Origin of the sequence: Streptomyces durmitorensis (genome assembly GCF_023498005.1) — a bacterium.
GTDB classification, from domain to species: Bacteria; Actinomycetota; Actinomycetes; order Streptomycetales; family Streptomycetaceae; genus Streptomyces; species Streptomyces durmitorensis.
Genome location: NZ_CP097289.1, coordinates 274,755 through 288,290, shown reverse-complemented (window position 1 = coordinate 288,290; position 13,536 = coordinate 274,755). Strand labels below are relative to the sequence as shown.

Annotated in this window: 9 protein-coding genes; 1 reads left to right on the top strand and 8 read right to left on the bottom strand. The window is 71.8% G+C overall.

Annotated features, from left to right (window positions below; translation table 11 throughout):
* Positions 1–11 precede the first annotated feature (11 nt).
* From M4V62_RS00955 to M4V62_RS00935, 5 genes are all read right to left on the bottom strand, one after another.
* Complete coding sequence (locus tag M4V62_RS00955) at positions 12–1,289, bottom strand: phosphatase PAP2 family protein (RefSeq protein WP_249585255.1); 1,278 nt, start codon at positions 1,287–1,289, stop codon at positions 12–14.
* A gap of 156 nt (positions 1,290–1,445) precedes the next feature.
* On the bottom strand, positions 1,446–2,276 hold the full coding sequence (nadE, locus tag M4V62_RS00950) for an NAD(+) synthase (protein WP_283779062.1): 831 nt from the start codon (positions 2,274–2,276) through the stop codon (positions 1,446–1,448).
* Positions 2,277–2,376: 100 nt separating this feature from the next.
* On the bottom strand, positions 2,377–3,066 hold the full coding sequence (locus M4V62_RS00945; protein ID WP_249585254.1) for a DUF899 domain-containing protein: 690 nt from the start codon (positions 3,064–3,066) through the stop codon (positions 2,377–2,379).
* A gap of 89 nt (positions 3,067–3,155) precedes the next feature.
* Positions 3,156–5,762, bottom strand: a complete 2,607-nt coding sequence (gene rph, locus M4V62_RS00940) for a rifamycin-inactivating phosphotransferase (protein ID WP_249585253.1) — start codon at positions 5,760–5,762, stop codon at positions 3,156–3,158.
* 108 nt (positions 5,763–5,870) lie between these two features.
* Positions 5,871–8,987: a helix-turn-helix transcriptional regulator gene (locus tag M4V62_RS00935; protein WP_249585252.1), complete on the bottom strand. Its 3,117-nt coding sequence runs from the start codon at positions 8,985–8,987 to the stop codon at positions 5,871–5,873.
* A gap of 224 nt (positions 8,988–9,211) precedes the next feature.
* Here M4V62_RS00935 and M4V62_RS00930 point away from each other — a divergent pair, with 224 nt between their 5' ends.
* Entirely contained in the window at positions 9,212–10,969 is a 1,758-nt protein-coding gene (locus tag M4V62_RS00930) for a putative Ig domain-containing protein (RefSeq protein WP_249585251.1), read from the top strand.
* 57 nt (positions 10,970–11,026) lie between these two features.
* On the opposite strand, the gene M4V62_RS00925 is transcribed toward M4V62_RS00930, so the two are convergent.
* The 3 genes from M4V62_RS00925 to M4V62_RS00915 form a co-directional block, all read right to left on the bottom strand.
* Positions 11,027–11,479: a hypothetical protein gene (locus M4V62_RS00925; RefSeq protein WP_249585250.1), complete on the bottom strand. Its 453-nt coding sequence runs from the start codon at positions 11,477–11,479 to the stop codon at positions 11,027–11,029.
* A gap of 155 nt (positions 11,480–11,634) precedes the next feature.
* On the bottom strand, positions 11,635–12,096 hold the full coding sequence (locus M4V62_RS00920) for an SRPBCC family protein (protein ID WP_249585249.1): 462 nt from the start codon (positions 12,094–12,096) through the stop codon (positions 11,635–11,637).
* A 43-nt stretch (positions 12,097–12,139) separates the two neighbouring features.
* Positions 12,140–13,432 carry an ROK family transcriptional regulator gene (locus M4V62_RS00915; protein WP_249585248.1) on the bottom strand — a complete coding sequence of 431 codons (1,293 nt, stop codon included), beginning with the start codon at positions 13,430–13,432 and terminating at the stop codon, positions 12,140–12,142.
* Positions 13,433–13,536 lie beyond the last annotated feature (104 nt).

Here is a 13,536-nt window from a genome sequence, read left to right as displayed (position 1 = left end):
CGTCCGCGTCTTCAGACCAGTTCGGGTTGCGGCTCCGGTCGGAGCGCTGGTGCGGCCTTCGGCTCCCACAGCCTGGTGGTCCGTACGTAGGCGTAGATCACCGAAGTCATGGCCAGAACGAGAAGTGGTCCGGACACCTCAGGATGCCTGGCCATCTCCACCGGCAGATAGCGGTAGGACACCAGGAGCGCGGCGAAGACCGTCGTGCCGTAGAGGACCAGCTGAACGCCTTGCCGGTCCCAGCCGCGGTCGAGCGCGCGCAGACCGGCCTCGACCGTGAGGGCGAACACCACGCCGACAAGGAGATCCACGCCGTAGTGGTAGCCGAAGCCCAGCGTCGCCCCGAGCGTGGCCATCAGCCAGAACGTGCCCGCGTACCGCAGAAGTCGTGGGCCCTTGCGGGAGTGGATGAAGATGGCGGTGGCCCACGCCGTGTGCAGGCTGGGCACGCAGTTGCGGGGCGTGATCCCGTCGTACGTCACCGGGTGCGGAATGCCGACCGCCGGTGGTGTGTGCGGCCACAGATCGGCCACCGCCCACTGCACGCCGCCGGTGCCCGAGGTGCCCGGGCCGTAGGCGAAGATCGGTCCGACCACCGGGAAGATCATGTAGATGGCCGGTCCGAGGAGGCCGATGACCAGGAAGGTGCGCACCAGATGGTGGCGCGGGAAGCGCCGCTCCGCTGCCACGTTGCGCAGCTGGTACAGGGCGACGACGATCGCTGCCACCGCGAGCTGGGCGTAGACCAGGTCGAGGACATGCGTGCTGACCGGTCCCGAGGCCTTGAGTATCCGGCCTGCAAGCCATGAGGGATTGCCCAGCGCGTGATCGGCGGTGGCCACGTACTGGTCGAGCACGGTCGGGCGGGTCTTCGCGGTGATGAGCAGCCACGTGTCACCGGTCTTGCGGCCGGCCACCAGGAGCAGGCCGAGGCCGACACCCTTGAGGAGCAGGACACGCTCCTGGCCGGTGCGGCGCGTGATCGCGATGACCCCACACCCCAGCATCACCCACAACGCGCCATTGCCGAAGAAATGGCCGTCCGGCACCTCGGCGTCGACCGCCCACCGCGCCAGGACGAAGACGGCGTCGATGCCGATCGCGGCACCGGCGGCGATGAAGCGCTGCCGCCAGGTGAGCACCACCATCATCAGGGCCAGACCGCCGTACAGCGGACCCGGTTTGGGGGCGAAGATCACCTCTCGCACCTGGTTGGTGATCGGCCCGGGTACGCCGCCGTAGCGACGCGCGGCGATCTCCAGCGCGACGAGGAATCCGAGGGCCACCACGCACGCCGTGGTCCACAGGATCGTCCGTGATGGGCGCCACGGGGTGACCTTGATCTTGCGGCGTATTCGTGAAGAAGCCCGCGCAACTATAGGTAGCAATTATTTGACCGATTTATTCAGAAGACCTACGAAGGGCGAGCTGCCGGACGGGCGGGCTCAGGGGGCGATGGGCAGTTGGCGCTTGTGCTCGGTGAGACGGTAGCGGCCGGTGATCGTTTCGAAGGCCCGCTCGTCCACCGGCTTGCCCTCCAGGAAGTCGTCGATGTCGTCGTAGGTGACCCCGAGCGCGTCCTCGTCGGCCTTGCCCGGGTCGAGGGTCTCCAGGTCGGCCGTCGGTGACTTCCACACCAGCTCGGCGGGCGCACCCAGCGTCTCCGCGACGGCGCGCACCCGGCGCTTGGTCAGGCCGGTCAGCGGGACCAGGTCGGCGGCGCCGTCGCCGAACTTGGTGAAGAAGCCGGAGACCGCCTCCGCGGCGTGGTCTGTGCCGACGACCAGGCCGCTGTGCGCACCGGCCACCGCGTACTGGGCGATCATGCGCTGCCGGGCCTTGATGTTGCCGTGCACGAAGTCCTGGTGGTGGGCGTCGCGGAAGCTCACACCGGCGGCCAGCGCGGCCTCGAGCGCGGCGTCGCTCGCGGGCTTGATGTCCACGGTCAGCACGTGGTCGGCCTGGATGAAGGAGAGCGCGAGCTGCGCGTCGTGCTCGTCGGCCTGGGTCCCGTAGGGCAGCCGCATCGCATAGAACCGCGCCTCGTGTCCGGCGGCCCGCGCCCGCTCGACGGCGAGCTGGCACAGTCGGCCCGCGGTGGTGGAGTCGACGCCGCCACTGATGCCGAGCACGAGGGAGCGCAGACCCGACGAGGTCAGCCGCTCGGCCAGGAAAGCTGCCCGGCGCTCGATCTCCCGCTCGGCCTCGAAGGTCTCGGCGACCTGAAGTGCCTGGGCGATCTCCTGCTGCAGGGCGATGGACGCCGACTCGCTCACGTCTGCTCCTTGTTCCGGTTCACGATGTGCTCTCGCGGAACCCTAGCCTGGGGCGCTGCCGCGGGCGCCGTCGGCCGTGTCCGGGGGCTGGCCGAGAGCCTCAGGACGGCCCCGGGCCGTAGCGTGCGGCGATGTCCTCGGAGCCGGCCCACCGGCTGTAGGTGGGGGACTTCGGCCAGCCATCGGGCGAGTCCTGCCACTCCTCCTGCCGTCCGTACGGCAAGAGGTCGATCAGCGCGAAGGTGTGACTGAGCTGCTCGGTTCCCCGGCCGCTGGTGTGCCACGTCCGGTAGACGGTGTCGCCGTCACGCAGGAAGACGTTGACCGCGAATCCGCCGCCGGGAGGCGCTCCGACGTCGGTGCCGAAGGAGCTGTTCGCGGTGGAGTACCAGGCCATCTTGTTCCCGACCTGCCGTTTGTACGCCAGGGCCTCGTCGATCGGCCCCTGGGTGACGACGACGAACCTCGCGTCGTAGTCCTCCAGGAACTCCAGCCGGGTGAACTGCGAGGTGAACCCCGTGCAGCCCGGGCACTGCCACTTCTCGCCGGGGAACCACATGTGGTTGTAGACGATCAGCTGCGGCTTGCCGTCGAAGATGTCGGCCAGCCGGGCCGGCCCTTCCTCGCCCTCAATGGTGTAGTCGGGCATCTCGACCATCGGCATCCGGCGACGCTGGGCGGCGATCGCGTCGAGCTCCCGGGTCGCGGCCTTCTCCCGAAGACGCACATCGTCCAGTTGGCTCTGCCACGTCTTGGCGTCGACGACGGGCGGCAGTGCTTGTGCGGTCATGAGTGCCTCCGGTTCGCGGTCTGTACGTACAGCGCGGTGTGTACGTACAGACCGCTCCCGTTCGCCGAACTCATCGACCTCCCGCCATTTCAGGGCAGGATCTCGACGTACCCCTCGGTTCCGTGCACGCGGATGCGCTGCCCGTCCCGGATCAGCCGGGTGGCCTGATCCACGCCCACGACGGCCGGCAAGCCGTACTCCCGGGCGATCACCGCGCCATGGGTCATCAGACCGCCCACCTCCGTCACCAGGCCCGCGATCCCGACGAACAGCGGCGACCAGCTGGGGTCCGTGAAGGTCGTGACCAGGATGTCGCCCGCTTCGAGATCGGCCTCCGCCATGTCGAGGATGACGCGGGCCCGCCCCTCGATGGTCCCGGCGGAGACAGGGACGCCGATCAGGGCGCCGGCCGGTGCGTCGTCGCGCCGGTACGCCCCGGTGACGGCCTCGCCGTCCGACGTGAGCACGCGCGGCGGGGTGAGCGCGTGGTACGACCGGAACGCCTCCTTGCGCCGCTGGATGAGCTGTTCGTCCACCTGATGCGAGCGCACGACGTCGTGGAGTTCCTGGAACGTGAGGTAGAAGATGTCCTCCTGCTCGGGAAGCACGCCGGCCTGCACGAGACGCCCGGCTTCTTCCAGCAGGGCCTGCTTGTAGAGGAACGTGCGGCTGACGATGCCGTACTTCGGGTACTCCCGGTAGCCGACGAAGGCTCTGACCTGGTCGATCATCCGCTTGGTCTCGTCGGCCTTCTGTTCTCCGTCCGGCAGTTCCCGCAGGCGGGACAGCACCTCCTGCTCCTTCTTCCGTGCCTTCTGCCGCCCTTGCTCGAAGTGCCGCTCGGCGGCGCCCGGTTCGAAGATCCTTACATTGTCGAGGATCACGGGCACGAGCGTGGTGGGACGCTCGCGCCACCGTGGCCTCGTGATGTCGATCTCGCCTGCGCAGCGCATGCCGTACCGGTCGAGATAGGCCTCGATGGCGTCGCGTGCCTCGGCCCCGCCCGTGAGCTTCGCCAGCTCGTCCAGGAAGCCCTCATCCTCGACGCCCTGCAGGAACACCACCACCTCCGGCCGCGGGCGGATCACGTCCGCGACGTCGAGCAGTGCGAGTCCCATCTCCGAGGTGACGTTGTCGGGGGCGGACAGCGTGAGCGTGTCCGCCGCGTTCTTCTCGCCCAGCCACTCCCGCAGCTTGTCGTTGAGCCACCACGTGGCCTCCATGCCCGCCATGATCGCCCGGAAGTTCAGCGGATCGCTGAGGACCCGCTTGTGCTCCTCGAAGGCCTCCAGCAGGAAGTCGAACAGCGCCGGCCCGGTCTTCGTACGGATGTCGCGTTCCAGGGCGGCGATGGATGCCTGGCTGCGCTCGATCAGCTCGGTGATGACGGCCGGGTCGGTCGCGGTGGGGGTGGGCGCTCCGCCGGGCGGCGGCCCGGCAGGACTCGCGTCGGGGGCGTCGGGGAGCAGCGGGACGAAATCGTCGCGGTCCAGGACGGTCTCCAGAGCGTCCCTGATCAGCGGGTCGCCCTTCCCCATGACGTCCAGGAGGGCGGCCCGGCTCGCGGGGGAGGACAGACGCGCGGTGACGTCGACGAACAGCCTCCCGGCGGCCGCGTGCATCGGAACCAAGGCGGTCAGCTGCCACATGGAGAGCCCCAGGGGCTTCATGGGGTCGGTCATCATCTGCTGGTGGCCGACGGAGACGTAGACGTGACTCTCCTGGTCGCCGGTCTCGGGGACGGGGAACAGCGTCGTGATCGGCCGGCTCTGTACGATCTGGAAGCCGTCGTCGACCAGGCACCATTCGATGTCCTGCGGGCGGCCGAAGTGCGCTTCGATCCGCCGCCCGAGCTGCACGAGCCGCACGGCCTGCGCATCCGTCAGCGCCGGCTGCTCCTGCTGCTGCGGGTCGATCGCCACTTCCTGCGTACCGCCGCTCGGCAGGGCGTGAACGGCACGCTGTTTGGCGGCGATCGTCTTCGCGACGACTTCGCCGTGGCGCACCTTGAAGACGTCCGGGTTCACCAGGCCGGAGACCAGGGCCTCGCCGAGGCCGAACCCGGCGTCCACGGTGGCGACCTTCCGGTTGCCCGTGACGGGGTCGGCCGTGAACAGGATGCCGGACGCGTGCGGGAAGACCATCTGCTGCACGACCACGGCCATGTGGACCGTACGGTGGTCGACGCCGTTGCGCTGGCGGTAGGTCACGGCCCGCTCGGTGAACAGCGAGGCCCAGCACCGGCTGACGTGCCGGAGGATCGCCGTCGTCCCCACGACGTTCAGGTACGTGTCCTGCTGGCCGGCGAAGGAGGCCGTCGGCAGGTCCTCCGCCGTCGCGCTGGAACGGACGGCGTAGGCGGCCTGCTCGCCGGACCGGGCGAGCGCACGCGTGATCGCCGCCGCGAGATCGTCCGGGACGGCGATCCCTTCGATGGTCCCGCGGATCTCCGCGCTGAGCGTGCGGAGCGCGTCGCGGTCGTCCGGGTCCAGGCGCGCAAGCCGATCGAGCTGATCGTCCATCGACGGCGCTGCCGCCAGGATCCGCCGGAAGGCGTCGGTCGTCACGCAGAAGCCGGCCGGCACGCGGATGCCTTCGATCCTCGAAAGACCGCCCAGATGCGCGCCCTTGCCGCCCACGACGGCGACCTGCATCTCGTCGGCCTCTTGAAGATCCACCACGTAACGCTCGATCACTGCGACACCTCCGGGGCAGCCGTGCTTCGTTGCACTGGTCCGGCTGATCGAATCACAGAAGCCCGCGGCTCCGCCGCCCCGGTCGCCCGCCAGGGGCGGCGCTTGGGGCTACGGAGTGAGTGCGGCGGCGAGTTGTGTCCGGGAGCGGATGCCCAGCTTGCGGTAGATGCGGCTCAGCACGGTCTCCACGGTCTTGACGGAGATGAACATCTGCTGGGCCGCTTCCTGGTTGGTCGCACCGGTGCGCACGAGCTCGGCCAGGCGTACCTCGTGTGCGGTCAGGCGCCGCCCCTGCGGCCCCGCCGAGCCGCCGGGCGCGGAGGGCTGGCCCGTCAGGTGTGCCAGATGGTCGTTCGCGAGCGCTGTCCAGGGCCGCGCCTCGGCGTCTTCGAAGAGCGTGCGGGCCCTCTCCCACGCGGTGCGCGCGGCGGCGGCCCGCCGGCGGCGGCGCTCGACACGGCCGCGCAGCAGCTCGGTGCGGCCCTCCTCGACCGGCAGGCCGAGCCCGGCGAAGACGCATGCCGTGTCCGCCAGGAGCTCCGCCGCCTCTTCCCCGGAGCCGTCGAGGTAGCGGCAGAGCGCGCGGGCCCGGGTGAGCGTGGCCCGCAGAGCGGCGTGTGCGGGGTGCGGGCCCACCCGCTCCTGCATCCGCTCCAGCAGGCCGCGGGCCTCGTCCATGCGTCCGCAGAGCGCGAACGCCTCCACCGCGTCGCCCTGCCAGCGCAGTACGCCCGGATCGGCAGCCCCGGAGCGGGACTCGAGCTCCGCGACCTCCGCCAGCGTCGCGGCGGCCCTCTCGGCCCGGCCGGTGTGCAGGAGGGCGGCTCCCAGGGCCCACAGGCCACGTGTCGTGTGGAGCGCGTCCTGCTCCTCACGGGAGGCGCGCACACCGTGGGCGGCATGGCGAAGTGCGTGGGCGAAACTGCCGCCGCAGGTCTCGGCCGTGGCGGCGGTGTACCAGGCGGGGCCGGGGGACAGACCGGCGGCCGCGGTGAGATCGACGGCGCGGGCCGACCAGTGCAGGGCCTGGCCGCACGCACCGCGTCCCGCGTCGACCTCGGCGAGGCTGCGCCAGAGGTCCACCAGGTCCTCGGGCTCCCCGGACTCCTGGGCCGCGGGCAGCAGTTGGAGCAGGAGAGCGCGGGCCTCGGGCAGACGGGCGTCGAACACCGCGTGGCGGGCGGCGAGGTACTGCGGGCTGTTGCGGATCCCCAGCCGAGTCGGCGGCACGGCGAGGTGGAGGGCGCGGTCCAAGGTGGCCGCGGCGGTGTCGAGACGGCCAAGGACGCGCTGCATGCGGGCGGTCATCGTCAGCGCGGCAGCCTCCAGGGGCACCGCGCGAGCTGCTTCGGCCAGGGTGGTGGCCGCCTCTGCGTGGTGCAGGGCACGGGCGAAGTCCTCGCCGGAGATGTTCGCCTGCACCGCGGAGCGCAGCTCGACCGCGGCGAGCAGCGCGGGGTCCTCGGCGGCGGTCCTGCGCGCGGTGGCGAGCAACGGCCGTGTACCGGCGGTGTCCTGGCCGTGCGCGTCGACGACGGCCAGCAGGGCGTGCACCTGTTGTGCGGGAGTGCCGTGCTCGGCCACGATCCGGTCCGCCGCCAGGCGGGTCAGGGCGGCCGAGCCGGCGGCCGCGGCTTCCTGCGCGGCATCGGCGAGCCGTTCAAGGCGCAGGCGGGGCCGGTTGGCAGGGGTGAGGCGGGCCGCGAGGAACAACAGCTCGGCCGCGCACAGGCGTTCGCCCGCCGCGCGGGCCGCGGCGGCCGCGTGCGCGGTGTCACCGGCTACGGCCAGGTCCGGGGACTCCTGGGCCAGCGCGGTGTGCAGGGCGGGTGCGACGGGCCCGTGGGAGCAGGCGGCGAGGGCGTGGTGGATCGCGGTGCGCCGCTCCCGGGTCACCGTGGCGGCCGCGGCGTCGGCCAGGGCCGTCGCGGAGAATCGGTGCGACGCGGCCACACCGGCCGGGACGGATCCCGTGACGCCGTCCGCGGTGACCAGACCGGCGTCGACGGCATGGGCGAGATGGTCCTCGGCGTTGCGGCGCCCACTGCCGCGCAGCAGGTCCGCGTCGCACCTGCCCGCGAGCGCCGCGACCCGGAGCGTGGCACGGACGTCGGCAGGGACGGAGGCGAGCCACGTGGCGGCGAGGTCGCGCACCTGCCGCGGCGGTTCGGGCGGCCCGGTGCAGCCGTCCCCGTCGCCGGACCGCGCGGCGGCGGGGTGGAACCGGACCCAGGCGTCGAGCAGTCCCCGGTGGCCCCCGCAGTAGCGGTGAACGGGCGCCGCCCAGCGCGCGGGCAGCCCAAGGCGCGCGCAGGCGGCTGCCGTCTCGGTGAGATCGGCGGGAGGCACGGGCAGCACCGCCGGATGGCCGCCGAGCAGTGCGGCCGCGGCGGCCGGGTGGCCAGTGGTGCGTTCGGCTGCCACGGCGGTCAGCTGCGCGGGGCCGAAGGTGCGGACGGCGTACCCGATCAGGTCCGCGCTGGCCGGGTCGAGCCACTGCGCACCGTCGATCAGGAGCAGGACCGGAGGCCCATCGGTGAGCAGCCGTATCAGGGCCACGCGCAGCCTCAGCGGGTCGTCGGCGGCGCCCGAGAGCCAGGCGGCGCTCCACGCGCTGTCCCGCGCAACGGCCTCTGCTTCTACGGCTGATGGCGGCGACGCGGTGTGCGCGGGTGCCACGGCACAGGGGAGCAGCACGGCCGCGGCGGGCTCCGAGGACGAGAGAGGGGACGGCGCCGACGACGAGAGAGGGGACGGCTCCGAGGACGCGGCAGGGGATCGGGGAGGGGCGCCCACCGCGCCTGCACGGTCAGCGCCGTGCCCAGGGACCTGCGGTCCACGACAATCCGTTCCGGCACCCTGCGTCCGCGCCGCGCCGAGCAGTTGGACCAGCGCACCGTAGCGAACCCCGGCCCCGCCTTCCTGCGTGCACACCCGCAGGCAGCGCCGCACCACCCCGGTGCCCTGCACGGCTGACGACTGCTCGGCCAGCGCGTCCAGCAGGGTGGTCTTGCCCGCGCCCCACGGACCACTGACCGCCAACCGGCCGTGGCGCTCCAACAGGGCGGCGGCATCGCGGACCACGGTGGCCCAGCCGTCCTTCGCCGCCCACGCCTCGCCGTCCACGCCCGTACGTCCTTGCACACCGGGCACCGTAGGCGCCCGCCTGTCCTCCCACAACGCCCGCGGACGGTCCGCGTACCGGACGAGGGAGATCCCTGACATGCCCGCACTCCCGGCGAGGGAGGCCGTACCCGAGGTCCCGGTCCGTCCGGGTTCCCGGACGTACGCGACAGGGGGCTTCCCGGATACCGCCGACGCCCCGGCACCAGGACGCTGTGGCCGTCCCGGGCGGCACGCCCTGCGGTCTGCCCACACCCACCCCGGACGCACCACATCGCTGCTGATGCCCCGTCACCGGCGACGCCTCCCGGAAAGGAACAACCCCCATGCGAACCCCCTCCCAACGGCCGCTCCTGGCAGGCCTCGTGGCCGCAGCGGCCCTCGCCGGCCTCGCCGCCCTGCCCGCCCACGCGGACACCCCCGCTGATCCTTCCCCCGGAACGACGGCCGAGCCGCGACTGCCGGACGAGCTCCGCGCCGCCCTGGCGCGGGACCTCGGAGTGAGCCCCGCGGGGGTGGCCGAGCGCCTGGCCGACGAATCCCGTGCCCAGCGCGCGGCGACCGCGATCCGTGCCGAGGTCGGCGACCGGGCCACCGCCCTCTGGTTCGACGCGGCCGACGGGCGTCTCCACGCCGCCGTCACCACACCCGGGGCAGCCGACGCCGTGCGGGCCGCCGGAGCGGTGCCGCACGAAGCACGCCGTACACGCGCCGAGTTGGAGGCGGCGGCGCAGGCCGTCGGCGCGTGGAGCCGGGGGGTGCCCGGCGTGCGCTCGTGGGGTCCGGACGCCCGTGCGGGACGGGTCGACGTGGTCGTCGACCCCGCCGCTTCGACCGCGGCGGCCAAGGTCCTGCGGGCCAGGCTCGCCTCCCTCGGCGGGCTCATACGGGTGGTCGAGTCCCGCGACGTACCCCGCCAGCAGGGCGGCGATGTGGTGGGCGGTGAGAAGTGGACCCCCGGCAGCGAGTCGCCCTGCTCGATCGGCTTTCCCGTGACGCGCACGAGCGGCGCCGGCAAGGCGTTCCTCACCGCCGGGCACTGCACGAACGACGTCAGCCAGCCCGCGTACGGAAAGGACGGCACGCGCGTCGGCACGTCGAACAAGAACGGCACCGGGTCGGTCAACGCCCGCGAGGGCGACATGGGCATCGTCGACGTCGACCAGGCAGGCTGGTCGCTGGCGCCCAAGGTGGCGGGCTGGGGCGAGGGAGACGTCGCAGTGACGGGCTCCGCCGAAGCGGTCGTGGGAACGGCCGTGTGCCACTCGGGCCAGACGACCGGATACCGATGCGGCGAGGTCACCAAGGTCGACCAGAGTGTCGACTACGGCAACGTGGTGATCGACGGGCTGTCCTACTCCAGTGCCTGTTCCGCAGGGGGTGACTCGGGCGGCAGCTACGTCACGCCGGCCGGGGGCCGGGCCGTGGGTCTGCACTCGGGTGGCGGCAGCGCGACGTGCAGCGGCGGAAGCGGAGAGAAGTACACCATCTTCCAGCCGGTCAACGAAGCCCTCTCCAAGTTCGGTGCGCAGCTGGCCACTTCGAACCCCCAGCCCGGCGAGGTGACGGTCTCGGCGGTGTCCGCGCAGACCACCGCCACCGGCGGCCGGGTGGAGCTGCGCAACAGCGCGGAGGGCGGCACGGCCCCCTACACATGGACCGCGACCGGCCTGCCCGCGGGGCTGTCCGTCGACGCGTCCACCGGCACCGTATCGGGCAGCCCGACGGCCGCCGGTACGCACCAGGTGACGCTGACCGCGACGGACACGGTCGGCAAGAAGGGGTCCACGTCGTTCGCGTGGACGGTGACGGCCCCCGGTTCAGGCGCACCGAAGCTCGCCGATCCCGGCAGCCAGAACGGCTACGTGGGGCGCCTGGTGAGCGTGCCGCTGAAGGCGACCGGAGGCACGGCCCCCTACACCTTCACCGCGACAAACCTGCCCGCAGGGCTGGCTGTTCACCCGACCACGGGCCTGATCTCGGGCACCCCGACGAGCTGGGGATTCCGCAACGCGACGATGACCGTCACCGACGCGACGGGCAGGAAGGCCTCCGTCGCCGTCACCTTCACGATCTGGTCCTGACCAGGTGAACCGCCGCCCCCGGGCCACGTTTTCCGGGGGCGGCGGCCTCCGGGCCGGTCAGGCGCCCTCGAGCGCCTCTTCGCCGGGCTTGCATTCGGGGCCCCACTTCAGGGACGTCACGGTGTAGCCGTAGCTGTTCGTCGGCTTGAGTTCGACCTTGTACTGACCGCCCGACCCGTTCGGAGTCGCATAGTGCAGGCAGCCCTTGGCCTTGTGCACCCTGCCCGTGGTGGGCGAGTACTTCTCCGCGGTGAAGCGGATGTGGTCCACACCCGCCTGCTGCGTCCCATTGTTGACGATCCGAGTGCTGGACTTCCTGCCGCTCCAGTTCCCCTCCGTGGAGAAGGAGGGGGAGGAGAGGTCGCTGTAGTACAGGCACACATGGCCGGGCTTGCACCCGTAGGCGGACGGATAGATGGCGGCCGACGCGGTGCCGGTGGAGCCGACCGCGGCGAACAGTGCGAAGGTGGCGCTTGTGGCCAGGAGACTGGCCGTACGACGCATGCGCATGGTGTGGGTGAACCTTCCCCGTTGGATGCGGCGGGCGGTCTGCCCGCCCGTTGAACGGGACCCAACGTAGGGACACTTCGCTGTCGGGGCCTCCTGGAAAGTCAGAGGTTGACAGCCCGGCCGAGCAGGGGTGAACGAGCACGGCGCGGCCGTCGCTACTCCACGTTCCGCGCCAGGATCCCGAGGGTCGCGCGCAGGCCCGCCTCAGGGATGACGGGAAAGATGCCCGCGTCCCGGTACCGTTCCTCGATCTCGCTCCAGTCGTAGTACGAGGTGGCCAGAGTGCCGCCCTCGTGGGCCTTGAGCCGGTAGCCGTAGAGGTGCCGGATGGGAGGCTGCACCTGGCCGGAGATCGTCCATTCGATCAGGGCGTCCTGCTCGAACTTCGTGATGATCACGGTGACGTCGTACTTGCCCAACGGATAGTCGTTCAGCGCCTCGCGGTCCATGTGGACGACGAATTCGTCGCCGGCACCGCGCGCGGGCTCTCCCTCGGCGGACTGCAGCATTCCTGAACTGTCGATCGCCACATGCCCGGCCGGGTCGCACAACAAGGCGAAGATCTTCTCCGGGGACGCGGCAATCTGACGCTGCACTTCGAATCGCTCTGTCGTCATGAGGGCCACCCTCGCACGATCACGGAACCGGGGGAGGGGCCGCCTACGACCCCGTGCGCCCGTCCGTCACGGACGTGGTCGTTCCGCTCGGGTCCTGGTAGACCCGGTCGATGGACAGGTAGGCGCCGCCGCGTGCCGCGGCGCTGAATCCCAAGGACGACAGCATGATCTCGCAGCCGCCGGCCTCGGGGGCCATGACCCGGGCGGCGAACTCATCGCGTACGCGATCGATCAGGTAGTCGCCGAAGTGGGTGAAGTAGCCGCCCAGGACGACGGCCCGGGGGTTGAGCACATCGGCCAGCAGCGCCACGCCCAGTGCCAGGCCGTCGGCGATCTGTTCCAGTGCGGCGAGGGTGGCTGCGTCGCCCGTGTCGGCGCGGCGGCGCAGCTCAGTCAGCCGTTGCTCCAGGTCGACGGTGGGGTCGTGGACCGGGTCGTGCGGCGGTGCTGCCCGGCGGAGCAGGGCCGTCAGGCCCACCATGGTCTCCCAGCAGCCGACCCGGCCGCAGACGCAGGGCAGTCCGCCCGGGTCCAGGGGCATGTGGCCGATCTCGCCGGCGAATCCGGCCGAACCCTGCAACAGGCGGCCGTCGGAGATGATGCCGCCGCCGACGCCCGTCTCGCCGGTCACGTAGATCAGGTCGTGGATGTCGGCCGACGCGGCGAGGAGATACTCGGCGATGGCGCCCAGCTTGGCGTCGTTCTCCAGATCGACCGGCGGTGCTCCGGGACCGAGCCGGGCGCGCAGTCCTTCGGCGACGGCGACGTCCTGCCAGCCGATGTTGGGGGCGTAGGAGACGACGCCGGTACCGGTCTTGATCACGCCGGGCGCCGCGACGGTCACCGCCACGGGGGTCACGCCCCGCGCGTGCAGGGCCGCGCGCGTCTCGTTGATGGCCTGGGCCATCTGGTCGAGGACGGCGGCCGGGTCGCTGCCGCGGGTGTCCAGCGGGACGCGATGCCGGGCGGTGACCTCGCCGCGCAGGTCGAGGGCGACCAGGCTCAGGTAGGCGACGTTGATCTCGACGCCGATGCCGCAGAAGCCACGGCCGTCGATCTCCACGGTGCGGCTGGGGCGGCCGACGGAGCCATGGCGCTCGGTCTCCCCTTCGCGCACCAGACCGCTCTCCATCAGCTCCGCGACCAGGTTGGTGATGGTGGCCTTGGGCAGGCCGGTGTCGGCGGCGATCTGGGTGCGGGGACGTGGTCCGGCGTCGCGCAGCAGGCGCAGCACCAGGCTGAGGTTGGACCGGCGCAGGGAGGCGCGATCGCCGGCCCGCGATGGTCCCGCCCTGCCCAAGTCGCGTACGCCCGTGCCGCGTAGGTCTGCCTTCACCAGGTCCGCTCCTTGTCCGTGCTGATCGTCGCGTATCGCGGTGCCCGCCAAATTACGTGGTGGCCGGGGTGTGGGGGAGGAGGGGGCGGAGTTCCGGGCCGGAG